General features: G+C 67.1%; 24 protein-coding genes and 2 riboswitches. Of the genes, 13 read left to right on the top strand and 11 right to left on the bottom strand.

From position 1 onward, the window contains the following. Positions 1–24: 24 nt before the first annotated feature. The 7 genes from GKE62_RS02085 to gcvPB all read left to right on the top strand — a co-directional run bounded on the left by GKE62_RS02085 (position 25) and on the right by gcvPB (position 7506). On the top strand, positions 25–1191 hold the full coding sequence (locus GKE62_RS02085; protein WP_154690804.1) for a deoxyguanosinetriphosphate triphosphohydrolase: 1167 nt from the start codon (positions 25–27) through the stop codon (positions 1189–1191). After that, positions 1184–1906, top strand: a complete 723-nt coding sequence (locus GKE62_RS02080; RefSeq protein WP_154690803.1) for an NAD(P)H-binding protein — start codon at positions 1184–1186, stop codon at positions 1904–1906. The genes GKE62_RS02085 and GKE62_RS02080 overlap by 8 nt, the downstream gene beginning before the upstream one ends. A gap of 34 nt (positions 1907–1940) precedes the next feature. Beyond that, positions 1941–2040, top strand: a riboswitch (glycine riboswitch). Next, positions 2041–2160: riboswitch (glycine riboswitch) on the top strand. Between the two features lie 32 nt (positions 2161–2192). Then, positions 2193–3371: a glycine cleavage system aminomethyltransferase GcvT gene (gene gcvT, locus GKE62_RS02075; RefSeq protein ID WP_154690802.1), complete on the top strand. Its 1179-nt coding sequence runs from the start codon at positions 2193–2195 to the stop codon at positions 3369–3371. Positions 3372–3384: 13 nt separating this feature from the next. After that, the gene (gene gcvH, locus GKE62_RS02070) at positions 3385–3756 is read left to right on the top strand and encodes a glycine cleavage system protein GcvH (protein WP_154690801.1); all 372 of its coding nucleotides are present in this window, start codon (positions 3385–3387) and stop codon (positions 3754–3756) included. A gap of 57 nt (positions 3757–3813) precedes the next feature. After that, complete coding sequence (locus GKE62_RS02065) at positions 3814–4614, top strand: hypothetical protein (RefSeq protein WP_154690800.1); 801 nt, start codon at positions 3814–3816, stop codon at positions 4612–4614. Next, positions 4592–5950, top strand: coding sequence for an aminomethyl-transferring glycine dehydrogenase subunit GcvPA (gene gcvPA / locus GKE62_RS02060; RefSeq protein WP_154690799.1), 1359 nt, complete (start codon positions 4592–4594; stop codon positions 5948–5950). Before GKE62_RS02065 ends, gcvPA begins: the two co-directional genes overlap by 23 nt. After that, on the top strand, positions 5947–7506 hold the full coding sequence (gcvPB, locus tag GKE62_RS02055; RefSeq protein WP_154690798.1) for an aminomethyl-transferring glycine dehydrogenase subunit GcvPB: 1560 nt from the start codon (positions 5947–5949) through the stop codon (positions 7504–7506). Before gcvPA ends, gcvPB begins: the two co-directional genes overlap by 4 nt. A 63-nt stretch (positions 7507–7569) precedes the next feature. Here gcvPB and GKE62_RS02050 read toward each other — a convergent pair whose 3' ends face one another. Then, entirely contained in the window at positions 7570–7701 is a 132-nt protein-coding gene (locus GKE62_RS02050; protein WP_154690797.1) for an entericidin A/B family lipoprotein, read from the bottom strand. A 165-nt stretch (positions 7702–7866) separates the two neighbouring features. On the opposite strand from GKE62_RS02050, the gene GKE62_RS02045 reads away from it, so the two are divergent. Continuing rightward, the gene (locus GKE62_RS02045) at positions 7867–9402 is read left to right on the top strand and encodes a long-chain-fatty-acid--CoA ligase (RefSeq protein ID WP_230206861.1); all 1536 of its coding nucleotides are present in this window, start codon (positions 7867–7869) and stop codon (positions 9400–9402) included. Here the strand turns inward: GKE62_RS02045 and GKE62_RS02040 are convergent. Then, complete coding sequence (locus GKE62_RS02040) at positions 9395–10021, bottom strand: glutathione S-transferase family protein (RefSeq protein ID WP_195908560.1); 627 nt, start codon at positions 10019–10021, stop codon at positions 9395–9397. The two genes, GKE62_RS02045 and GKE62_RS02040, sit on opposite strands and share 8 nt — an antisense overlap. Further along, positions 10018–10917, bottom strand: coding sequence for a DMT family transporter (locus tag GKE62_RS02035; RefSeq protein WP_230206860.1), 900 nt, complete (start codon positions 10915–10917; stop codon positions 10018–10020). Before GKE62_RS02035 ends, GKE62_RS02040 begins: the two co-directional genes overlap by 4 nt. 88 nt (positions 10918–11005) lie before the next feature. Here GKE62_RS02035 and GKE62_RS02030 point away from each other — a divergent pair, with 88 nt between their 5' ends. Both GKE62_RS02030 and GKE62_RS02025 read left to right on the top strand, forming a co-directional pair. Beyond that, a complete protein-coding gene (locus GKE62_RS02030; protein ID WP_154690794.1) occupies positions 11006–11212 on the top strand; it encodes a hypothetical protein in 207 nt (68 codons plus the stop codon). Positions 11213–11250: 38 nt separating this feature from the next. Next, the gene (locus GKE62_RS02025) at positions 11251–11844 is read left to right on the top strand and encodes a GNAT family N-acetyltransferase (RefSeq protein ID WP_154690793.1); all 594 of its coding nucleotides are present in this window, start codon (positions 11251–11253) and stop codon (positions 11842–11844) included. A 160-nt stretch (positions 11845–12004) separates the two neighbouring features. On the opposite strand, the gene GKE62_RS02020 is transcribed toward GKE62_RS02025, so the two are convergent. Beyond that, the gene (locus tag GKE62_RS02020) at positions 12005–12640 is read right to left on the bottom strand and encodes a glutathione S-transferase family protein (protein ID WP_154690792.1); all 636 of its coding nucleotides are present in this window, start codon (positions 12638–12640) and stop codon (positions 12005–12007) included. 630 nt (positions 12641–13270) lie between these two features. Here GKE62_RS02020 and GKE62_RS18375 point away from each other — a divergent pair. Beyond that, positions 13271–13870: a hypothetical protein gene (locus tag GKE62_RS18375; RefSeq protein ID WP_195908559.1), complete on the top strand. Its 600-nt coding sequence runs from the start codon at positions 13271–13273 to the stop codon at positions 13868–13870. Here GKE62_RS18375 and GKE62_RS02010 read toward each other — a convergent pair. Then, positions 13773–15305, bottom strand: a complete 1533-nt coding sequence (locus GKE62_RS02010) for a CpaF family protein (RefSeq protein WP_154690790.1) — start codon at positions 15303–15305, stop codon at positions 13773–13775. The two genes, GKE62_RS18375 and GKE62_RS02010, sit on opposite strands and share 98 nt — an antisense overlap. A 151-nt stretch (positions 15306–15456) precedes the next feature. On the opposite strand from GKE62_RS02010, the gene GKE62_RS02005 reads away from it, so the two are divergent. Further along, positions 15457–16356 carry a DMT family transporter gene (locus tag GKE62_RS02005; protein WP_230206859.1) on the top strand — a complete coding sequence of 300 codons (900 nt, stop codon included), beginning with the start codon at positions 15457–15459 and terminating at the stop codon, positions 16354–16356. A gap of 3 nt (positions 16357–16359) precedes the next feature. On the opposite strand, the gene GKE62_RS02000 is transcribed toward GKE62_RS02005, so the two are convergent. The 5 genes from GKE62_RS02000 to GKE62_RS01980 are packed head-to-tail and all read right to left on the bottom strand — an operon-like array spanning position 16360 to position 21105. Further along, positions 16360–16617 carry an ATP synthase F1 subunit epsilon gene (locus tag GKE62_RS02000; RefSeq protein ID WP_154690789.1) on the bottom strand — a complete coding sequence of 86 codons (258 nt, stop codon included), beginning with the start codon at positions 16615–16617 and terminating at the stop codon, positions 16360–16362. A gap of 1 nt (position 16618) precedes the next feature. Continuing rightward, complete coding sequence (gene atpD, locus GKE62_RS01995; protein ID WP_154690788.1) at positions 16619–18094, bottom strand: F0F1 ATP synthase subunit beta; 1476 nt, start codon at positions 18092–18094, stop codon at positions 16619–16621. A gap of 24 nt (positions 18095–18118) precedes the next feature. After that, positions 18119–19009, bottom strand: coding sequence for a F0F1 ATP synthase subunit gamma (locus GKE62_RS01990; RefSeq protein WP_154690787.1), 891 nt, complete (start codon positions 19007–19009; stop codon positions 18119–18121). Positions 19010–19018: 9 nt separating this feature from the next. After that, positions 19019–20548 carry a F0F1 ATP synthase subunit alpha gene (gene atpA / locus GKE62_RS01985; protein ID WP_154690786.1) on the bottom strand — a complete coding sequence of 510 codons (1530 nt, stop codon included), beginning with the start codon at positions 20546–20548 and terminating at the stop codon, positions 19019–19021. A 2-nt stretch (positions 20549–20550) separates the two neighbouring features. Then, positions 20551–21105: a F0F1 ATP synthase subunit delta gene (locus GKE62_RS01980; RefSeq protein ID WP_154690785.1), complete on the bottom strand. Its 555-nt coding sequence runs from the start codon at positions 21103–21105 to the stop codon at positions 20551–20553. 184 nt (positions 21106–21289) lie between these two features. On the opposite strand from GKE62_RS01980, the gene GKE62_RS01975 reads away from it, so the two are divergent. Then, the gene (locus GKE62_RS01975; RefSeq protein WP_154690784.1) at positions 21290–21970 is read left to right on the top strand and encodes a dienelactone hydrolase family protein; all 681 of its coding nucleotides are present in this window, start codon (positions 21290–21292) and stop codon (positions 21968–21970) included. Between the two features lie 45 nt (positions 21971–22015). Here the strand turns inward: GKE62_RS01975 and GKE62_RS01970 are convergent, their stop codons facing one another. Further along, on the bottom strand, positions 22016–23551 hold the full coding sequence (locus tag GKE62_RS01970) for a S1C family serine protease (RefSeq protein WP_154690783.1): 1536 nt from the start codon (positions 23549–23551) through the stop codon (positions 22016–22018). Positions 23552–23639: the final 88 nt, after the last annotated feature.

The raw sequence follows: 23639 nt of genomic DNA, 5'->3' as shown, positions 1-23639 counted from the left end.
CGCTTCCCCTTGCAGGGGAGGATCGTGACCCGCGCCTCTTACGCTGCCGATCCCGCCCACAGCCGCGGCCGCGAATTCGCGCTCGACGAACGCGCCACCCGCGGGCCGCGCAGCGCATTCCAGCGCGACCGCGACCGGATCGTCCATTCGATCGCCTTCCGCCGCCTGCGCCACAAGACCCAGGTGTTCGTCGCCCCTGACGGCGATCACTATCGCGTCCGCCTGACCCACAGCCTGGAAGTCGCGCAGATCGGCAGGACCATCGCCCGCGCGCTGGGGCTCGACGAGGACCTGACCGAGGCGCTGTGCCTGGCCCACGACATCGGCCACCCCCCGTTCGGCCACGCCGGAGAGGAGGCGCTGAACGGCGCGCTCGCGGGGCACGGCGGGTTCGACCACAACGCCCACACCCTACGCACGCTGATGCGGCTCGAAAGCCCGTATTGCGATCACGAGGGCCTCAACCTTAGCTGGGAGTTGCTGGAAGGGCTCGCCAAGCACAACGGGCCGGTGATCGAGCCGTCGTGGGCGCTGGCCGAGCTCGACGCGATGTGTCCGCTGGCGCTGCGCGATTGGCCGAGCCTGGAGGCGCAAGTCGCCGCGCTGGCCGACGACATCGCCTACGACAACCACGACATCGACGACGGCCTGCGCGCCGGGTTCCTGGTGCTCGACGATCTGCTGATGCTCGATTTCGTCGCCGATCAGTTTCGCGAGGTCGAGCGCCGCTTCCCCGACGCGCCGCGCGAACGCCAGCTGCGCGAGCTGGTGCGCGGGCAGATCGGGCTGATGGTCAACGACCTGATCGGCGAGACGCAGGCGCGGTTGGCGGGCGGGGGCATCGAGACGATCGCGCAGGTCCGCGCCGCCGGTCGCGCGCTGGTGGGGTTCTCGCCCGAACTCGAAGCGCGGGAGCGCACGCTCAAGGCGTTTCTCTACGAGCGACTCTACTTCCACCCCGAACAGCGCGCCACAGCGGAGCGCGCGCGGGCGGTGATCGAGCGCCTGTTTGCCGCGCTCGCCGCCGATCCGGCGCAGATGCCGCCCAGCTGGCACGAGGCGTTGCCCGCGCGCGAACCGCAGCGCAGCCGCCACATCGCCGATTTCATCGCCGGGATGACCGACCGCTACGCCATCGACACCTATCACCGCCTGTTCGGCGAAATCCCTGAAGGACTGCGCAATGTCTGAGCCCCCCAGGCCTGACCCGATCCGGCCTGACCCGATCCGGATCTTGCTGGTCGGCGCCACCGGCTTGATTGGGACCACGCTGATCCAGCGCGCGGTCGGGCGTGAGCGCTATCGTCTGACCGCGATCGCCCGGCGCGAGGCGCCGCTGCCGCAAGGCGCGCGGATGGAGCTGCTCGTCGCCGATCCGGCCGATTGGGGTCCGGTGATCGGCACCGCCAATGCCGACGCGATCGTGATCGCGCTTGGCACCACCTGGCGCGCGTCGGGCAGGAACGAGGCGGTGTTCCGCGCGACCGACAAAGACCTTGTGCTCGCCTGCGCGCAGGCCGCCAAAGCCGCGGGCGTGAAGCGCTGCATCGTGGTGTCGTCGGTCGGGGCTGCGATTTCCAGCCGCGGGCTGTACTTTCGGGTCAAAGGCGAGGTCGAGGATGCACTCGCCAAGCTGAAGTTCGATCGGCTCGACATTCTGCGCCCGGGCCTGCTGCGCGGGCCTCGCGCCGAACGCCGTCCGGCCGAGAAGCTGGCGATGCTCGCCACCCCGCTGGTCGATCCGCTGCTCCACGGGTCGGCGCGCAAATATCGCTCGGTCCGCGCGACGACGATGGCGGATGCCATCCTCGCGCTCGCCGCGGAAAAGCCGCGCGGGAGGTTTATCCACGAACACGACGAGATTGTCCGCGCCGCGGACCGGTTGGACGCCCCGTCGCGGCGTTGACTTGGCGGCGCGTCCCCGCCATCCGGGGCGGGTCGCTGATCGCGCGGGAGAGTTCTTCGATTCGGCAACGAAGCGAAGGCGCCGAAGGAGCAACCGCCCCGGAATCTCTCAGGCACCCGGACCGCGTGGATCGATAGCGACACTCTGGAAAGAGCCCATGCCGAAACCGGCGGGGCCGCCGAAGGGGTAACCCCGCCTGGTTTTCGACGACTGGCGGGGGAAAGCTCTCAGGTTTCCGTGACAGAGGGGGCGCCGGAAGGTGCCGTGCTGTGCGGAAGGTTGATTAGTGAGCGACACATACAATAACCCCGACGAACCCGCGCACCCGGACGATGCTCCGTCCGGTCCGGAACGGCTTCCGCTCGACGCCTGGCACCGGCAGCGCGGCGCGCGGATGGTCCCGTTCGCGGGCTATGAGATGCCGGTCCAGTACGTGGTCGAGGGTGGGGGCATCATCGCCGAGCATCTGTGGACGCGCAGTCACGCCGGGCTGTTCGACGTCTCCCACATGGGCCAGCTCGAGGTTTCGGGCGAGGGGGCGGCTGCCGCGCTCGAAGCGGCGCTGCCGATCGACCTCGCCACGCTCAAGCCCGGCGGGGTGCGCTATTCGCTGCTGCTTGACGAGCATGGCGGGATTCTCGACGACCTGATGGTCACCAACGCGGTCCATCACTTCTACCTCGTGGTCAACGGTGCGACCAAGTGGGACGACATCGCCCACTTGCGCGAGCATCTGCCCGACGCGGTCACGCTCAGCCACCTCGCCGACGACGCCTTGCTGGCGTTGCAGGGGCCGGAAGCGGCGACCGCGCTGGCAAGGTTGGGGCTGGCGCCGATGAACGATGGCTGGCCGACCGCGCAGACCATAACCTTCATGCAGGCCGCTCCGTTCCGGTGGGGCGAAGTGCCGCTGCGGATCAGCCGCTCGGGCTATACTGGAGAGGACGGCTACGAAATCTCGGTCCCCGGCGAACACGCCGCCGCGCTGGCCGACGCGCTGTGCGCCCAGCCCGAGGTCAAGCCGATCGGCCTCGGTGCGCGCGACTCGCTGCGGCTCGAAGCCGGGCTGCCGCTTTATGGGCATGACATTACCGCCGAGACCGATCCGGTCGAGGCCGGACTGACCTTCGCGATCAACAAGCGGCGCCGGTCCGAGGGCGGGTTTTTGGGGGCGAATCCGATCCTCGCCGCGCTGGCCGCCGGACCGGCGCGCAAACGGGTCGGATTGGCGCTCGAAGGGCGCATGGCTGCGCGCGAAAGTGATGCAGTACTGCGCGCTGGGAGTGCGACTGGGAGAGTAACTTCGGGCGGATTTGCGCCCAGTCTCGGGCGTCCGATCGCCATGGCCTATGTCGAGGCCGCCGACGCGGCGCCCGGCACCTCGCTCGAAATCGAAGTCAGGGGCAAGCGCATCGCCGCCACCGTGGTCCCGCTACCCTTCATCCCCCATCGCTACTTCCGCTGAGGAGTTCTTGAAAATGAACCGTTATTTCACCAAGGACCACGAATGGGTCGAGATCGACGGCGCCACCGCCACGGTCGGAATCACCGACTATGCCCAGGGCCAGCTCGGCGACATCACCTTCGTCGAACTCCCCGCCGAGGGCGCAACCCTGGCCCAGGGCGACAGCGCCTCGGTAGTCGATTCCGTCAAGGCCGCCTCCGATGTCTATTCTCCGGTGAGCGGCACGGTCAGCGGCGTGAACGAGGCGCTCGCCGACAATCCCGAGCTGGTGAACTCGGCGGCGGAGGGCGACGGCTGGCTGTGGCGGATGACGCTGTCCGACGCGAGCGAGCTCGGCGCGTTGATGGACGAGCCCGCCTATCGCAGCTTCGTCGACACGCTTTAGGGCAAGTTTACGTTGGAAATCAGCATTCCAGCAGCCGAACTTGCGGCGCGTCGGCTGATGATCGGCACCCCTATGTACGAGGGGATGTGCCACGGCGCCTATGCCGCGGCGCTGGTCGAGATCGCGCTCAAGTTGGGCCAGCACGGCGTCGCCTTTCGCCTTTCGTTCATCGTCAACCAGCCGACCGACCGCAGCCGGGCGATGGTGGTGGACGAGTTCCTGCGCAGCGATTGCACCCACCTGCTGTTCCTCGACGCCGATGTGGTTGTCCGCGCCGACGACGTCCTCGCGCTGCTCGCGCTCCAGGGCGACGACACCCCATACGACGTGATCGGCGGCAGTTATCCGCGGAAGGCGATCGCCTGGGGCGCGGTCGGCGAGGCCGCCGGGGCGGGCGTGGCCGCGGGTGAACTGGCCAAGTTCAGCGGCGACCTGCCGGTATTCGTGGCGGGTGAGGGTGGGAGCTTTCGCCTGGACCGTCCGGTTGAAGTCGAGACCGTGCTCGGCGGATATTCGATGGTCCGCCGCGCGACCTACGAGCGCATGATGGACGCGTATCCCGAGCTGGCGTTCGTCCCCGACGGTCGCGAACGCGTCGGGCACGACATGGGCGAGGTCGCCTACATGTTCTACGGCAGCCGGATCGATCCCGTGACTCGGCGCCAGCGCTCCGAGGACTTCGGCTTCTGCGACCGTGTCCGCGCAGCCGGGATGAAGCTCTGGCTGTGTCCCTGGATGCACGCCGATCACATTGGCAATCATCGCTTTTCTGGAACCTTCGCTCACGCCGCGCGGTTGCGCGGCGGGGTTGCCGCTTCACCAACCGAGGACGACCATGCGCTATCTTCCACTACGTGACGGCGACCGCACCGCGATGCTGGCCACGATCGGCGCGGCCGATATCGACGCGCTGTTCGCCGACGTTCCCGTCGAAGCGCGGCTTTCCGGGCCGATCGCCGGACTGCCCGGCCACGCCGCCGAAATGGCGGTCGAGCGCCACATGGTCAGGCTCGCCGCGAAGAACCTGAGCGCAGGGGCGGCGCCGTTCTTCCTCGGCGCAGGGGCATATCGCCATCACATCCCGGCCAGCGTCGACCACCTGATCCAGCGCGGCGAGTTCCTCACCTCGTACACCCCCTATCAGCCCGAGATCGCGCAAGGCACGCTGCAGGTGTTGTTCGAGTTCCAGACTCAGGTCGCCCGGCTGTTGGGCACCGATGTCGCCAATGCCTCGATGTACGATGGTTCGACGGCCTGCTGGGAAGCGATCGCGATGGCCGGGCGGATCACCCGCAGGTCGCGTGTGGTGATCTCCTCGGGGCTGCACCCGCACTACGTCGAAACGGCTAAGACGATGGCGCGGTTCACCGGCGACGATCTGCTGGTTGAGACGCCTGAGCTCGTCGCGGAAACCGATGATAACGCGCTGATCGCACAACTGGATGCCCAGACCAGTGCGGTCGTCGTCCAGTATCCCGACGTGATGGGCCGGATCCCCGACCTCGCCAGGATCGCCGCCGCGGCGCAGGCAAACGGCGCGCTGCTGATCGCCGTGGTGACCGAACCGGTCGCGCTGGGGGTGATCGAAAGCCCGGGCACCTTGGGCGCGGACATCGTGGTCGGCGAGGGACAGGCGATCGGGGTTGGGCTGCAGTTCGGCGGGCCCTATCTCGGCTTGTTCGGCTGCCGCGACAAATTCGTCCGGCAGATGCCCGGCCGGCTGTGCGGAGAGACGGTCGATGCCTCAGGGCGGCGCGGCTTCGTGCTCACGCTCTCGACCCGGGAGCAGCATATCCGGCGGGAAAAGGCGACGAGCAATATCTGCACCAATTCAGGGCTTTGCGCGCTGGCATTCAGCATTCATATGACACTCTTGGGAGGCACTGGGCTGGAGCGGATGGCGCGAGAGTCGCACGCTCGGACGTGTGAGACTGCACGCATGCTCACGGCAATTCCCGGGGTCGAGCTGATCAATCGCGCTTATGTCAACGAGATCGCGGTGCGCCTTCCGCGCGATGCCCGCACGGTCGTGCGCGAGCTGGCCGACCGCCAGGTGCTCGGCGGGGTGTCGTTGGGGCGGCTCTATCCCGGCAACGCGGCGCTGGCCAATGGGCTGCTGGTCGCTGCAACCGAACTGACGACCGCCGAGGATATCGCGGCGTTCGACGCGGCGTTGCGGGAGGTGCTGGCATGAACGCGATGAACCCGGCGGGCTGGCGTCCGGAGCTGGGGCGCGGCGACGACGATGCGTCCGCTACGCCCACGTTCACCGGCAACCGCGCGCTCCAGCTCGAAGAGCCGCTGCTGTTCGAGATCGGCGCGATGGATCGCACCGGGGTCGATTTCGCAGCCGAAACCGCCGCTCCGCTCGACGCCTTGACGTCACATCTGCGCGCCTCGCCGATCGCCGTGCCGGGCCTTTCCGAACCCGAGGCGGTGCGTCACTACACCCGGCTCAGCCGCCAGAACTACGCGATTGATCTGGGGCTGTTTCCGCTCGGCAGTTGCACGATGAAGCACAACCCGAGGCTCGACGAGAAGCTCGCCCGGCTGCCCGGGTTCGCCGACGTCCATCCGCTCGCGCCCCAGCAAACCGTTCCAGGCGCGCTCGAAGCGATCAGCGAACTCGCGCACTGGCTGATCGAGCTCACCGGCATGCACGGGGTAGCGATGACCCCCAAGGCGGGCGCGCACGGCGAATTGTGCGGGCTGCTGTGCATCCGCGCGGCGCTGGAAGCGCGCGGCGATCCGCGCAGCGTGGTGCTGGTCCCCGAAAGCGCGCACGGCACCAATCCCGCGACCGCGGCGTTCGCGGGCTACAAGGTGGAGAGCATCCCCGCCACCGCCGCGGGCCGGGTCGATTCCGCTGCGCTTGAAGCGCGGCTGGGACCGGACGTCGCCGCGGTGATGATCACCAATCCCAACACCTGCGGGCTGTTCGAGCCCGAGATGAAGCGGATCGCCGATGCGGTCCACGCCGCGGGGGGGTTCGTCTATTGTGACGGGGCCAACTTCAACGCGATCGTCGGCAAGGTCCGCCCTGGGGACCTCGGCGTCGATGCGATGCACATCAACCTGCACAAGACCTTCTCCACCCCGCACGGCGGCGGCGGGCCGGGTTCGGGGCCGGTCGTGCTGTCGGAAGCGCTCAGCCCGTTCGGACCGCTGCCATTCGTCTCACGGATGCCTGACGGATCGATTCACCTGATCGAGGAGGAAGATGCCGCAAGCCATGGACATTCCCAGGCATTCGGGCGGATGGCGGCGTTCCACGGCCAGATGGGGATGTTCACCCGTGCGCTGACCTACATCCTCAGCCATGGCGCCGACGGTCTGCGCCAGGTTGCCGAGGACGCGGTGCTCAATGCCAATTACGTGCTGCGCAGTCTTGAGGACGTGCTTGATGCGCCGTTCGCCGCATCCGGCCCGTGCATGCACGAGGCGCTGTTCAGCGATGCCGGGTTCGGCGGCGGGCTGTCGACGCTCGATCTCGCCAAGGGGCTGATCGACGAGGGCTATCACCCGATGACGGTCTATTTCCCGCTGGTCGTCCACGGAGCGATGCTGGTTGAGCCGACCGAGACCGAGAGCAAGGCCAGCCTCGATCAGTTCATCGGCGCCGTGCGATCGCTGGCAGTTCGGGCGAAGTCAGGCGACGAAACCCTCAAGAATGCGCCCTATTTCGCGCCACGGCGGCGGCTCGACGAGACCCTGGCCGCGCGCAAGCCGCGGCTGGTGTGGACGCCCTAGTCCATGCGAAAACGCCCGCCGGATCGCTCCGGCGGGCGCTCGCGACCCTTGCGGGCATTCGGATCAGTGGATGGCCCTGTCGCCCGCTTCGCCGACCGATTCGACGTCGCGGCCGACACCCTTGACGGTGTTGCAGGCGGTGGCGGTGAGCGCGATGCCGCTCAGGGCCATGGCGAGAATGATTTTGCGAACCATCGGAAGTATCCTCTTGTCTGTGGCGGGAGCGACCCGCGGATGCGTATCTATTCCGTATCGCAACGGTTGGCCAATGCCCCGGTTCCTGTCAAATGAGACAAAGCGATAAGCGGATGGCCGTGTCCGCACCGCGAGAGGAATGCCATGTCAGCGCCAGAAAATCTCATGAGTTTCGACGACTTCGTCCGGCATTGGGCGGCGGAACGGCCCGCCGCGACGATATTCGAGGAAGGCGATGAGCGGCTGAGCTTTGCCGGGATCGAACGGCTGAGCCGCCAGATGGCGGCCGCTTTCGCCGAATCCGGGATCGCCAAGGGCGACCGGATCGCCTGGTACGGCAAGAATTCGGCCCTCTATTTCGAGCTGCTGATCGCCGCGGGCCGCATCGGCGTGGTGATGGTCCCGGTCGGCTGGCGGCTCGCGCCTGCCGAAGTCGCGTTCATCCTTCGGGACACCGGCGCGCGGCTGGTGTTCACGGGCGACGATTTCGTCGACGCGGCCAAGGCGGTCGCCGCCGGTCTGCCCGCGCATCCGCGCGTGGTCGGCGCGAGCGAGGCGCGCGCGTGGTTCGCATCGCTCGAACCCGCCGAAATCGAACCCGCCGGAGCCGACGAAGCGGTGCTCCAGCTCTATACCTCGGGCACCACCGGTAATCCCAAGGGCGCGGTGCTGAGCGCACGCAACATCTTCGGGCTACGCGCCGCCGGCGTCGAGGCGGGGCTGGCGTGGGCCGAGTGGGACGAGGGCGAGGCGATCCTGGTCTGCATGCCGTGCGCGCATATCGGCGGGACCGGGCTGGGGCTGATGGCGCTGGGCGCGGGAGTGCGGGGGATCGTCCAGACCGAGTTTTCGCCCGAAGGTTGCCTTGCCGGGATCGAACAGGGGATCACCCGCTTCTTCATCGTCCCTGCCGCGCTGCAGATGGTGATCCAGCATCCCAAGGCGAAAGAAAGCGACTTCTCGCGGCTCAAGTACGTGATGTACGGCGCCGCGCCGATCCCGCTCGAACTGCTTCGCCAGGCGGTCGAGACCATTCCCAACGCCGGGTTCATGCAATGCTACGGCATGACCGAAACTGCCGGCACGATCGCGATCCTCCCGCCCGACGACCATGACATGAGCGGTTCGCCGCGGATGCGCTCGGCGGGCAAGGCGCTGCCGGGGGTCGAGGTCAGGATCGTCGGCGAGGATGGCGCGGAACTGCCGCGCGGCCAGGTGGGCGAGATCGTGATCCGCTCGTCCAACAACATGCTGGGATACTGGAACCTGCCCGACGCGACCTCCCGCACGCTGTCCGCCGATGGCTGGGTCAGCACCGGCGACGCCGCCTCCATGGACGAGCACGGCTATATCTACATCCAGGACCGGATGAAGGACATGATCATCAGCGGCGGCGAGAACGTCTATCCGGCCGAAGTCGAGAGCGCGATCTACGGCCACCCGGACATCGCCGAAGTCGCGGTGATCGGCGTGCCCGATGCGAAGTGGGGCGAGGCGGTCAAGGCCTGCGTCGTCGCCAAGCCGGGGCGCACGGTCGATCCCGACCACGTCATCGCCTGGGCGCGCGAGCGGATCGCCGGGTTCAAGGTGCCCAAGTCGATCGATCTGATCCCCGAACTGCCGCGCAACCCATCGGGCAAGATCCTGCGCCGGGCCTTGCGCGAGCCCTATTGGGAAGGGCGCGAGCGGCGGGTCAACTAGACGGAGCGGACTGCCGCGCCCGGGCGCGGACGAAGCCGGGGCGCGCGACCAATCGATCCAGCCAGGCCACCGTCGCCTCGCCCAGCGTATCCTCCGCGCGAAGCGTTCGGGCGAGGAACGCGGCATAACCCACGCAGATGTCGGCGATGGTGAAGCGGTCCGAACAGAGCCACTCCCGGCCATCCGCAAGCGCGATCTCGATACTGCGCGCCCGGCCGGCAAAGAAGGCCTTGTAGTCCTCGACCGCCTGGCCCAGCCGCCGCTCGGGCGGTTCGACGCGAGTGTAGCGGATCACGATCGCCAGCGGGAACGTCAGCGTCGCGTCGCTGCGGTGGAGCCAGTTGCGGTAGGACCAGTAGTCCGCTTCCTCCGGACGGACTTCCAGCGCCGTCCCTTGCGCGATGCGTTCGCAGATCGCGGCCGATTCGGTCAGGAGCACGCCGTTCTCGACCCAGCCGGGCACGGTCTTGAGCGGGTTCACTTCCTTGTACTCGGGCGCGAACGCGCGCGGCGGGAAGGGGAGCATGCGCAAGTCGATCTCCATCCCGGCTTCTTCCGCCGCCCACAGACAGCGCAGCGAGCGGGCGTCGCCGCAGTGGTAGAGGGTTGGCAGCGTCACGCGGCGATCTCCTTGGCGCGGTCGATGGCGAGGCGATGTTCGCGCCAGACCACGATCAGCCCCGCCGCGATGATCAGCGGGGCGCCGATCCAGGTGGTCAGCGGAGGCAGGTGGTTCCACACCAGCCACCCCGCCAGCGTCGACCAGATCAGGCCCGAATAGTCCATTACCGTAACGGTCGCCACGGTGCCGAACCGCAGCGCCGAGGTCAGCCCGATCTGGGCGAGCATTCCGGTGATCCCGGTGCCGATCAGCAGCGCATAAGTCGGTGGGGTGTGCGGCGCGGCGAAGAACGGCAGCAGCAGGGCGAGCGGGATCATCGAGAACGCGCTGAACATGAACACCGAGGTCAGCGGGTGCTCGGTCCGCCCGAGATCGCGAACCTGGACCGAGATCAGCCCATTGAGCATCGCCGCCAAGCTGCCCATCGCCACGCCAAGCGCGGGTAGGGCCTCGCCCGAGGGTTGCGCGACGATTCCCACCCCGGCGAAACCCAGCGCGACCGCGCCCCAGCGCCACGGCCCGACCGCTTCCTTGAGCAGCAGCGCCGATAGCGCCACCGCGAAAAGCGGCCCGGCGAAGGTGAGCGTGGTCAGCTCGGCCAGCGGCATGAACAGCGCCGCCCCCAGGAACAGGCTCATGCTGGTCAGCCCCAACATCGCCCTGCGGCCGTGGATCCACAGGCGCTGCGTGCGCAGCAGGCCGGTGTTGCCGGTCAACCGCATCCAGCCGAGCAGCAGCGGGATCGACAGGCACTGCCGCCAGAACAGGATTTCGGGCAGCGCCACCCCCGCCTCGCCGGCCAGCTTGACCAGCGTCAGCATCGCCGCGATCAGCGCCGCCGCCGCCAGCCGGAGGGCGATCGCGAGGATGGGGCGGTGCGCCGGAGCAGTCATCGCGATCGCTCCTAACGCCACCCGCCCCCCTGGCAAGCGCGTCCGTCGATGGTTTCGCCACGCCACGCGCGGTGCTAGCGCCCCCGCGATGCTCAGCGATTTTTCGACTATGCGCGCGATCGGGATCGCCGCCGCGACGCTCGCCGCGCTGGCCTGGTGGGGTGATCGCCGCCGGGTCCGCCGCCGCAATCTCGACGCGGTCGGGTGGATGCCGTGGACCCCGATGTTCTTCGTCGCTTTGATGGTTGCCTGCGTGGCGCTGGGGCTGGCGGCGAAGGACTGGGTGGCAGGGTGAGCGAGCCGGGCGGTCATGACGGGCGTAGGCCGCATCGGATGATCGACGAGATCATTCATACGGCTCTCGAGGACGGCACCAAAGTCTGCCTCCGCTCGATCCGCCCGACCGACGAATTGCGGATGCGGCAGGGGATCGAGCAGTTGTCCAACGAATCGCGCTATCTGCGGTTCTTCTCCCCGCAGCGCATGCCGTCGAAGGCAGTGATCGAGCGGCTGATCGACGCCGACGGCCACCGCCACATCGCCTGGGGCGCGATCCATAGCGACAGCCGCGATCAGCCGGCGATCGGCGCGGTCCACGCGGTGCGAGACGAGGACGACAGCGAATCGGCGGAGTTCTCGGTCGCGATCGTCGATGCGTTCCACGGGCTCGGCCTGGCGCGAATGCTGATCGCGGTGCTGCTGGTGAACTGCCGCCTGGAACATATCGAGACGCTCAACGTCCAGATCCTGTCCGAAAACCGCGCCGCGCGGCGCCTCGTGACATGGCTGGGGGCGGAGCGCTGTCAGGCGGAGTACAGCGTTACCGAGTATCTGCTCGATGTGGACGGCGCGCTCGCCAAGCTGCGATCCGAGGAGAGCATGCCGGGCCTGAAGGACGTGTTTGCGGTGCTGGCGAAGTATCTGTGACGGAGAAAGCTCCTCCCCTGCAAGGGGAGGTGGCAGCCCTCTTGGGCTGACGGAGGGGTATCGACGCCGGCGTTGTCACCCCTCCGTCACCGCTTCGTGGCGACACCTCCCCTGCAGGGGAGGATCGGCTTCCCGGTCCAAGGAGAAACCGAACTGCCGCTCAGCCTCTTCCCGTGTCGGCCACCGCGAACTGCGCTATCTGCTCGGCGTGGGCCTGCTGGAACGCCGGGCGGGCGGTGATGCGGTCGACATAGGCGGCGGTCGCGGGGCGGTCTCCGAACGAGCGGACACCGGGAACGCGCAGGATGTCGGCCATCAGCAGGTCGGAGACCGTGAAGCGACCGGCGGCGAGCCATTCGCGGCTTTCCAGCACGCGCTCGAGCTGGCCGAGCCGCTTGCCGACCCACCCCGTCAGCGCCTCGCTTTCACCGCCGGTGATGTTGAGGAACCACCACGGCAGCGTGACCATCTCGATCGAATTGAGCGCGGCGAACAGCCACTGCAGCGTCTCCGCCTCGCCCGCCGCGTCGCGCGGGAGCAGCGCGTCGGACTTGCGCGACAGATGGAGCAGCCCGGCGCCGCTCTCGAACAGCTCGATGGCGCCATCGGTCAGGAACGGCACTTGCCCGAACGGCTGCCGATCCAGGTGATTGGTTTCACGCCCGTCAAACGGAACCGTGCGGATCTCGTAAGAAAGCCGCGCCTCGTTGCAGGCCCACCTCAGCCGCAGGTCGCGCACGAACCCGCGCGGCATTTCGGGCACCCAGTCGTAGGTCCAGATGGTGAGGGCGGTCATGGGCGTTCTCGCTCGGCTTGTGATTCAGTGATGAAATCGGGCGAACGGCGGACTGGCAATGCAGCTCTAAAGGCTCGCGGTTCCTTTCCAATCAAAAACCAGCCCGTTGCCCCGTGCTTGACACGGGGCTGTGCTTTTCTTGGGCCCCCCGCGGCTCCGCAAGTCAGCCTAGCCCCGTGTCGAGCACGGGGCGACGGCGAGGTTGGGGTGGAAAGCGGACCTGCACAGCTTGGATGACGATCCTGCCGAAGTGGGCCCACCCGCGCGAAACAAGGAGTGCAGTCAATTCCGCACTCTTCGCTCTCGTACAATTCGCCTGTGTCGGCTTACCTAGCGTCCAGAAGACCAAGCGACCCCGACTGAAAAAAACTCGACAGGCCTTCCATCCGGAGCGGTCGCGCGCTTCACGCATGAGGAGCACACGTAGTGAGGGTAGCGCGGGTTTGGTTTCACGTCGCACCTGCAAACAGGACACTTTTGGGGCACTGCGAACTCCTCTCCCTCCCCTTGATAATCAAAGCCCCAAATGTCCGCTATGGGATCGATAGCAGACCCGCGGACATCGGCGCGCTATGGCGAACGCCACATTTCAACTTTCCTACATCGCCCCAGTTGCGCTTAACCTCGCGGATGAAGCGCTATTCGCCCCGCAAGCCTGCCCATCACCCGCGAGTTCCCGCGTTCGTTCCCGTCGCCACCCGCTCGCGCAAGGATGGCTGGACGGCGCGGCGGCAGGCGGCTTTCCTCGCCGCGCTGGCGATCACCGGCTCGGTCTGCGAAGCGGCGCGGCGGGTTTCGATGGCGCGCGAGACCGCGTATCGTCTGCGCCGGCGCGAGGGCGCGGAGAGCTTCGCGGCGGCGTGGGATGCCATCGCCGGTCGCTTCGGCGAGGCGCCGCGCAAGGTCACACCCGAAGAGTATGCGCGCCGTGCGATCGAGGGGCTGCTCAAGCCGATGATCTATCGCGGCAAGCACGTCGCGAACCAGCGGAAAACCGATAATTCCGCGCTTCTGAGGTATTGGGCGCAACTCGATCGCGGCCAGGGCAGCGCGCGGTGCGAGCGTGAAAGGTCACAGGGTTTCGCCCAGCGTTCCGCGTCCGCCGTGGGTCCGGCGAATTGCGCCGACAAACCTAGAGGCACGCCTCCAGATACGCCTGGTCGAACCCGAACTGGCGCGCTTTCTCCAGCGTGTACGGCCGCAGCCCGCTCGGGCGGAACTCGCCGATGATCGTGCCGTCCTCGCTCTCGTCGAGGTATTCGAACTTGAACAGCTCCTGCGTCACGATCACGTCGCCTTCCATCCCGATCACCTCGGTGATGTTGGTGGTGCGGCGGCTGCCGTCGCGCAGGCGCTTGACCTGAACGATCATGTCGACCGATTCGGCGATCTGGCGGCTGATCGCTTCCTTGGGGATCTTGATGTCGCCCATCAGGATCATGTTCTCCATACGGCCGAGGCACTCGCGCGGGCTGTTGGCGTGGAGGGTGCACATCGATCCGTCGTGGCCGGTGTTCATCGCGGCGAGCAGGTCGAAGCACTCGGCGCCGCGGATTTCGCCCAGGATAATCCGGTCCGGGCGCATACGCAGCGCGTTCTTGACGAGATCGCCGATGGTGATCGCGCCCTGGCCCTCGAGGTTGGGCGGGCGCGTTTCGAGCGGCAGCCAGTGCGGCTGCTGGAGGCGAAGTTCGGCGGCGTCCTCGATCGTCAGCACGCGCTCGCCCGGATCGATCATCTTCGACAGCGCGTTGAGCATCGTCGTCTTGCCCGAACCGGTGCCGCCCGAGATGACCACGTTCATCCGGCACGCGCCCGCGATCTTGAGCGCGGTCGCCATCTTGTCGGACATCGAACCGAAATCGCGGAGCATGTCGATGGTGATCGGCTTTTCGGAGAATTTTCGGATCGAGATCGCGGTTCCGCGCAGCGAGAGCGGCGGGACGATGACGTTGACGCGGCTGCCGTCCTTGAGGCGGGCGTCGGCCAGCGGGGTGGTCTGGTCGACCCGGCGGCCGACCTGGTTGACGATCCGCTGGGCGATCTGGAACAGGTGGTTTTCGTCGCGGAACTGGATCGGGGCGAGCTGGAGCCGGCCCTTCTTCTCGATGTACGTCTGCTGCGGCCCGTTGACCATGATGTCCGAGATGTCGGGATCGCTGAGCAGTTCCTCGAGCGGGCCGAAGCCGAGCAGCTCGTCGATCAGCACCTTTTCCAGCGCGAACTGCTCGCGCCGGTTGAGCGTGACCTTGAGCTCGGCCAGCACCTCGAGGATGATCGGGCGGAATTCCTCGGACAGCTCGTCCTTGGTGAGCGTAGCCGCGGCTTCAGGATCGACGCGTTCAAGCAGGCGCGGGAGCACCTGTTCCTTGATCTTGTGAACCGAGGCTTCGAAGCCCTGGGCTTCGTAATTGCCTTCGTTGACCAGCTTGGCGCGGTCGGCCAGGCGGGTCATCGCATCGGCGGTGCGATCGTTGGAAGTGTCCGACGGGGGAGGCGGAGGGGCTTCGGACGAAGGCAGGGGCGGGAACTGATCGCCGCCCATTCCGCCCGGAACCGGAGCTGCTTTCGCCAACTCGGGCCCGCGCATCGGCCGCGCCACACCGAACGAAGGGCGCGCGCCGGCCATGCTGCCAGCCCCGGTTTTCCGGCCGAAAGCGCTCATTCGTATTCCCCGTTCTGTCGCTCGCGCCCGCCTGGGTGGCCGACGCATGCTGGTATGGCGTGGTGAATAATCTGGAAACTTTGAGGATTTCCTAAGATGGAACGGCAATCCCGGGATGGTGCTGGCGGTTTGTCGCGGCTAAGCGCCCCGCTTGCGCCAGAACGATTCCCACGGACTGCTGTTCGCCCTCGGCGGCTTCTCGCTGCTTTCGGTGGGCGACGCGGCGATCAAGACGATCGCGGGTGCCTGGCCGGGGACGGCCGTAGCGCTGACCCGCTATACCATCGGCACGGCGATGCTGGGGATCCTGCTATGGCGGCGCGAGGGCCGCGCCGGGTTCCGCCTCCTACGCTTGCGCTGGCACCTGCTGCGCGGCTTCGCCGTAGGCATCGCGACAGTGGCCTTCTTTTCGGCACTATTCGTGATGCCGATCGCCGAGGCGACCTCGATTACCTTCACCAGCCCGATGCTGACCGCATTGCTGGCCGCCGCCTTTCTCGGCGAGCGTCTGCGGCCGGTAAGTGTCGCGGCGATGGTGCTGGCGTTCTGCGGCGTGGCGATCGTCCTGCGTCCCAGCTTTGCCGCGCTGGGACTGGCGGCGTTGCTGCCGCTGCTGTCGGCCCTGGGAATGAGCTTTCTGATGCTCGGGAACCGAGTGGTCGCCGGCTCGGGGTCGGCGTTGGCAATGCAGTTCGCAGTGGCAGCGCTAGCCCTGCCAGTCATTGCGGCGGCGACGCTGGTTGGGCATTGGTCGGGGCTACCGCAGTACCACGTCGGGGCACCCGATTGGTCGATCCTGGCGCGCTGCGCGATCGTCGCGGGCACCGCCACCACCGCGCACTGGCTGGTCTTCCTCGGCACCGAACGCACCGGCGTGGCGCGGGTCGCGCCTATGAGCTATGTCCAGATGTTGATGGCCTTGGGGCTGGGTTGGGCGCTGTTCGCCGACCGTCCCGATTGGATCGCGCTGGCCGGAGCCGCGGTAATCATCGCGGGCGGGCTGCTGCTGTGGTGGAGCGGTCGAGTAACCGAGCCGTCTATGACCGACTGAAGGTCAGTCGATGACGTGCTCGGCCAGAACGGTCAATCCGGTCGCGTTGACCTCGGCGAACCCGCCCTCGACCCGCACTTCTTCGGGCGCCGCGCCGGCGGTCTTGTACACCCGCAGCGCGCCGTCGCGGATCGTGGTCATCACCGGGGCGTGGCCCTCTAGAACGCCGAAGTCGCCTTCGGAGCCGGGAACATCGACCTGGTACACTTCTTCCGAACGGACCAGGCGGGCGGGGGTGACGAGTTCGAAGGTGAAGGGCACCTTACGCCTCGTCCGCCATCTTCTTGGCCTTTTCGACCGCCTCGTCGATCCCGCCGACCATGTAGAACGCGGCTTCGGGCAGATGATCGTATTCACCCTCGACCACCGCCTTGAACGACGCGACAGTGTCCTCGACCTGGACGAATTTGCCCGGGATGTTGGTGAAGACCTCGGCAACGTGGAACGGCTGGCTGAGGAAGCGCTGGATCTTGCGAGCGCGGGCGACGGTCAGCTTATCCTCTTCGGACAGCTCGTCCATGCCCAGGATCGCGATGATGTCCTGCAGCGACTTGTACTTCTGCAGCGTCTCCTGCACGCGGCGGGCGACGTCGTAGTGCTCCTGGCCGACGACCGCGGGTGTCAGCACGCGGCTGGTCGAATCGAGGGGATCGACCGCCGGGTAGATGCCGAGCTCCGAAATCGCGCGGTTCAGCGTCGTGGTCGCGTCCAAGTGCGCGAACGAGGTGGCGGGGGCAGGGTCGGTAAGATCGTCCGCGGGGACGTAGATCGCCTGCACCGAGGTGATCGAGCCCTTGTTGGTCGAAGTGATCCGTTCCTGCAGCGCGCCCATGTCGGTCGCCAGCGTCGGTTGGTAGCCCACCGCCGAGGGGATGCGACCGAGCAACGCCGACACTTCCGAACCCGCCTGGGTGAAGCGGAAGATGTTGTCGACGAAGAACAGCACGTCCTGGCCTTCCTGGTCGCGGAAGTACTCGGCCATCGTCAGCCCCGACAGCGCGACGCGGGCGCGGGCCCCTGGAGGCTCGTTCATCTGACCGAACACCAGCGCCACCTTCGACCCCTCGGGCGTAGGGTTGCCATCGGCATCCTTCGCGATGACCCCGGCGTCGAGGAATTCGTGGTAGAGATCGTTGCCCTCGCGGGTGCGCTCGCCGACGCCCGCGAACACCGAAACGCCGCCGTGGCCTTTCGCGATGTTGTTGATCAGTTCCTGGATCAGCACGGTCTTGCCCACGCCCGCGCCGCCGAACAGCCCGATCTTGCCGCCGCGCGCATAGGGCGCGAGCAGGTCGATGACCTTGATGCCCGTCACGAGGATCGCGGCTTCGGTCGACTGGTCGGCAAAGGCCGGGGCCTCGGCGTGGATCGGCGCGCGTTGGGTGGCGTTGACCGGCCCACGCTCGTCGATCGGCTCACCGATCACGTTGACGATCCGGCCGAGCGTCATCGGGCCGACCGGCACCGAGATCTGCGTGCCGGTGTCGGCGACCTTTTGGCCCCGGGTCAGCCCGTCGGTGGAGTCCATCGCGATCGTGCGGACGGTGCTCTCGCCAAGATGCTGGGCGACTTCGAGGACGAGCCGGTTGCCGTTGTTGCTGGTCTCCAGCGCGTTGAGGATCGCCGGCAGCTCGCCGTCGAACTGCACGTCGACGACCGCGCCGATGACCTGGCTGATACGGCCGGTGCCGTGGTTGTAGTTGAGAACGGTGCTGTCGAGCACGGGGGCGGTAGCCATTGTCGTTTCCTTGCCTTGAATGTCTTAGAGCGCTTCGGCGCCGGCGATAATCTCGATCAGCTCGGTCGTGATCGCGGCCTGGCGGCTGCGATTGTACTGGATGGTCAGCTTCTGGATCAGTTCGCCCGCGTTGCGCGTGGCGTTGTCCATCGCGGTCATCGAGGCGCCCTGTTCGGACGCCATGTTCTCAAGCAGCGCGCCGAACAGTTGGGTCTTGAGGTAGCGCGGGAGCAGTTCGGCGAGGATTTCTTCCTCGTCCGGCTCGTACTCGACAGCGGCGGGCGCGGTGCCGGTGGCCTTGGGTTCCGACCCGGCGGCGGGTGGCGGGACGGGGATGATCTGCTGCTCGGTCGGCTCCTGAAGCAGCGCCGACTTGAACTTGGAATAGAACAGGTGGGCGACATCGAACTTGCCCGCATCGTAAAGTGCGACGAGCTCTTCGGAAATCTTTCCGGCCTCGGCGTAGCCCGCCTCGCGCACCGTGGTCGTGTCGAATGCGGCGAGGCCGCCCTTGGGGTAGGCGCGCAGGATCGGCGCGCGGCCCTTGCGGCCGATGGTGTAGAACAGCACGGTCTTGCCCGCCGCATCGAGGTCTTTGGCCTTGAGCAGCGCGGCGCGGACGATGTTCGAGTTGAACGCGCCCGCGAGGCCCTTGTCGGAGTTGGCGACGACCAGCAGGTGGACCTGGTCCTTGCCGGTTCCCGAGAAGAGCTTGGGCGCGCCTTCCTGGCCCGCGACCTTGCTCGCCAGGCTGGCCATCACCGACGCCAGACGCTGGGCATAGGGCCGCGCGGCCTCGGCCGCGGCCTGCGCCTTGCGCAGCTTCGCGGCGGCGACCATCTGCTTGGCCTTGGTGATCTTCTGGGTCGATTTGACCGAGTTGATCCGCCCTTTGAGTTCCTTCAGCGAAGCCACATCGGTTCCTTAAGCGAACTGCTTGCCAAACGCCGCGAGAGCATCCTTGAGCTTGTCGCGGGTCTCGTTCGACAGGTCGCGCGTCTCGCGAATGTCGGCGAGGATGGCGTCATGCTCCGAACGCAGCCAGGCGAGCATCGCCGCTTCGTAGCGGGTGACGTCGTCGGTCGGGATGGCATCGAGGTAGCCATTCGTACCCGCGAAGATAGAAGCGGTCTGTTCCTCGAACGGCAAGGGCGAGAACTGCGCCTGCTTCAGCAGCTCGGTCAGCCGCGCGCCGCGGTTGAGCAGCTTCTGGGTCGAGGCGTCGAGGTCCGAGCCGAATTGCGCGAACGCCGCCATCTCGCGGTACTGCGCGAGCTCGAGCTTGATCGAGCCCGAGACCTTCTTCATCGCCTTGGTCTGCGCGGCCGAGCCGACGCGGCTGACCGAGAGGCCGACGTTGATCGCCGGACGGACGCCCTGGTAGAACAGCCCAGTCTCGAGGAAAATCTGGCCGTCGGTGATCGAGATCACGTTGGTCGGGATGTAGGCGGAAACGTCGCCCGCCTGGGTTTCGATGATCGGCAGCGCGGTCAGCGATCCCGAGCCGTTGTCGGCGTTCATCTTGGCCGCACGCTCGAGCAGGCGGCTGTGGAGATAGAACACGTCGCCCGGATAGGCTTCGCGGCCTGGCGGGCGGCGCAGCAGCAACGACATCTGGCGGTAGGCGACCGCCTGCTTGGAAAGGTCGTCATAAACGATGACCGCGTGCATCCCGTTGTCGCGGAAATACTCGCCCATGGTCACCCCTGTGTAAGGGGCGAGATACTGGAGCGGGGCCGGCTCCGAAGCGGTCGCGGCGACGACGATGGTATACTCCATCGCGCCGTTCTCTTCGAGCTGGCGGACGATCTGTGCGACGGTCGAGCGCTTCTGACCGATCGCGACATAGATGCAGTAGAGCTTCTTGCTCTCGTCGTCGCCCGAGTTAGGGCCCTTCTGGTTGATGAAGGTATCGATCGCGACCGCGGTCTTGCCGGTCTGGCGGTCCCCGATGATCAGCTCGCGCTGGCCCCGGCCGATGGGCACGAGGGCGTCGAGTGCCTTCAGGCCCGTCTGCACCGGCTCGTGGACCGACTGCCGCGGGATGATCCCGGGCGCTTTGACTTCCACGCGCTGGCGGCTTTCGGCGACGATCGGGCCCTTGCCGTCGATCGGGTTGCCAAGGCCGTCGACCACGCGGCCGAGCAGACCCCGGCCCACGGGAACGTCGACGATCGTGCCGGTCCGCTTGACGACGTCGCCTTCCTTGATCTCGGAGTCGGACCCGAAGATCACGACGCCGACATTGTCGGCCTCGAGGTTGAGGGCCATGCCCTTCACGCCGTTGGAGAACTCGACCATTTCGCCCGCCTGGACCTGGTCGAGCCCGTGGATGCGGGCGATACCGTCTCCGACCGAGAGCACCGAACCGACCTCCGAGACCTGAGCCTCGGTGCCAAAGCTGGCGATCTGGTCCTTGATGACCTTGGAGATTTCAGCAGCGCGGATTTCCATGTTCAGCCTTTCATCGCTTGCGCGAGGGAGTTCAAACGGGTGCGGAGCGAGCCGTCGATGCGGCGGCTGCCGATGGTGACCACCAGGCCACCGAGAATATCGGGATCGACGTTGGCTTCGATCTTCACTTCGCGGCCCTCGCGGGCCTTGAGCTTGGCGGCGAGCTCACGGCGCTGGCCGTCGTCGAGCGGGTGCGCGGTGGTGACTTGCGCGGTCATTTCGCCGCGCTGGGCGGCGGCGATCGCGGCGAAGGCGCGGGCGACCTCGGGCAGCTTGGCGAGACGGCGATTGTGAGCGAGCACGCCGAGAAAGTTGCGGGTCAATTCGGACACGCCGAGCACGCCGGCCACCGCTTCGGTCGCCCTTCCTCCGGCCTCGCGCGAGATTTCGGGGTTGCGGATAAGGTCGGCGAAGTCGGCCGATTCGCGGATCGCCTGGTTAAGGTTGGCGAGGTCGCCTTCGACCGCGTCGGTCAGGTCGCGATCCTTGGCAAGATCGTACAGCGCTGCTGCGTAGCGCCCCGCCAAGCTGGCCGTAATGCCGCCGGAAAACTCCACGCGCAAAATTCCCCTATCGGAAGACTGGCCCCGTTTCCGGCACCATTGCTGGTCGAGGGCCAGGATGCGGCAGCCGAAATCGGCGCTGCGGCCCGTCGTCGGGGGCGCGCATAGCGGCCATTGTGCTGCATTGCAAGATAGGCGAAGGACGGGTGCAGGGTATCGAGCAGGAGGTCGCGAAGAGATGGGCGAAACGATCCACATCGACATGGACGACGGCCATTCGTTGCCCGTTTATCACGCGGTACCCGAGGACCAACGGCGAGGCGGGCTGGTGCTCATCCAGGAAATCTTCGGGGTCACAGAACACATCCGCGAGTTATGCGACGAGTACGCGAGCGAGGGCTACGAGGTCCTTAGCCCGGGGCTGTTCGACCGGATCGAGCCCGGATGCGCTCTGGGGTATACCGGTCCCGACTGGGAACGCGCGGTGGCGATCGCCAAGCAAGAACACGATTGGGAGCAGGGCCTGCGCGATACGCAAGTCTGCATCGACTGGCTCAAGGGGCGTGGCGGGCCGGTGTTCATCGTCGGCTACTGCTTCGGCGGCTCGGTCGCCTGGCGGATGGCGCAGACCAGCCCCGATCTGGCGGCGGCGTCGTGCTATTACGGTGGCATCATCGCCACCCGCTTTGCCGACGACCCGCCGCTCTGCGCGACGATCTGCCACTTCGCCCAGTTCGATACGATGGTCGATTTTGCGGAGGTGGAGAAGCTGATCGAGAAGCAGCACCCGACTGCGCAGATCTTCGTCTACGAGGCGGGCCATGGGTTCAACTCGGATCGGCGCAAGGATTACCACCCGCCGAGCGCGGATCTGGCTTTGGAACGCACGCTCGCGCTGTTCAAGGCTTGCGGGGGTTAGCGCGGTTCATCCCTTCCCGCTCGTTTCGAGCGGTGATTGGGAAGCTCATCTCGGCTGACACTTATATACGAGACGCTCATTCGGGTGCGGCGGGAGTAGCGCCTTGATCGATTGCAACCCCGCACCGAATTCGCGCGCGGTGGCTTCGTCCACGCCGCAAGCCGGGGCCTTCATCGCAGACCTTGCATCGCGCGCGGCGTTCATCGCCTCGAGCCCGAGCAGGAACCGCTCGGCCTGGTAGGTCCGCGTCGCTGGATCATAGCGGTTGACCGAAACCGTCGCCTCATCGTTGGGCGCCAACACGCGAGACCAGCCGTCGTTGGCGAGGCCGTATTGGGTTCGTCCGTTGACGCAGCCCCCGGCGCTCCACGCCAGTTGGACGTCGGCGACTTCGGAAACCGTCGCGCGGCTGCGGGCGGGGTCGAACACGCAGACGAAGGCACCCGCGTCAGCTTGTGCCGATGTCGCCGCGGCCGCCCGGGGTTCGGCGCTGGAAAGGCTGGCGGCGGCCCGCTCGTCGATCGATTCCAAGGGCGGGCGCAGCAGCCACGCCACGATCGCCACCAGAACAAGCGCGACACCGGCGCCGCCCGCGATCAGCGCCATCCGCCGGTCGCCGCGCTGCTCGACCACGAACGCGACACCTCCGGCCGCCAGCGCGGCAACCAGCAGCAGCGCCGCCAGCGCCATAGCGTTCTCGCGCTCGGCGATAACCGCGAGTTCGGCGCGACGTTGGGCTTCGGCGCGAGACTTTTCGCCGGCCGCGCTCTGTCGCCGGGCCTGGGCGTCGCTTTGCGCCTGCTCGCTGGCTAGGCGCTGGCTCTCGGCGCGATCGAGTTCGGCCAAGCTGCGGCACGGCATTCCAGCGATTCGCGGGGTGACACCCGCTTCGCGCAGGAAGCCGATGACCTCGCGCAGCGACACCGCGAAGTAGAACTCCGAATCCGCGCCTTCGGACAATGTCCCGAAACTGTTGACCCCGATCACCCGCCCGCACGAATCGAGCAGCGGCCCGCCGCTGTTGCCGCTGCCCACCGGCGCGGTATGAAGCAGTGTCTCGAACTGACGCGACGAGCGGCCTGCGGAAATATAGCCGCGCGTCTTCACCGCCGATTGCGGCTCGACGATCTCGGCCAGGCTCAGTCCCTGGGCGAGATCGACATTGCCGGGATAACCCACCGCATAGACCTCGCTGCCGTCGTCTACCGCTCCGGGAAACAGGGTCAGCGCGGGGATCGTGCCCTTGTCTATCAGCCGCAGCAGCGCCAGGTCGTTGCGCGGACTGTACGCGATGACTTTGGCAAGATAGCCGCTGGTCCCCTCCGATGGGACGACGCCGATCAGCATGGTATCGGCATTGCGAGCGTCGGCCACGACGTGGGCGTTGGTCACCACCAGCGTCGGCGTCACCGCGAAGCCCGAACCGTGGCCGACGTACTGTACACTTTCGCCGTCCTTGGCGACGAGCACGACGCGCACCACCCCACGGCTGGCGGCGGCAATGTCGGCGGGTTCGGCAAGGGCGAGGGGGGCTGCGGCGAGTGAGGCCAAGGCAATCAGGAGACGTAGGATTAGGGTCATCCCCGGCGTCCTACGGCACTCACGATATTGACCGCAAGCCGCGGGACGCCGGTGGAGCGCTGCTGCAGTATTCGGCCCTGACCAAGCA

The sequence above is a fragment of the Novosphingobium sp. Gsoil 351 genome, assembly GCF_009707465.1.
GTDB lineage: Bacteria > Pseudomonadota > Alphaproteobacteria > Sphingomonadales > Sphingomonadaceae > Novosphingobium.
The sequence above is the reverse complement of the archived record's forward strand: the minus strand, read 5'-3'. Positions and strand labels throughout refer to the sequence as shown.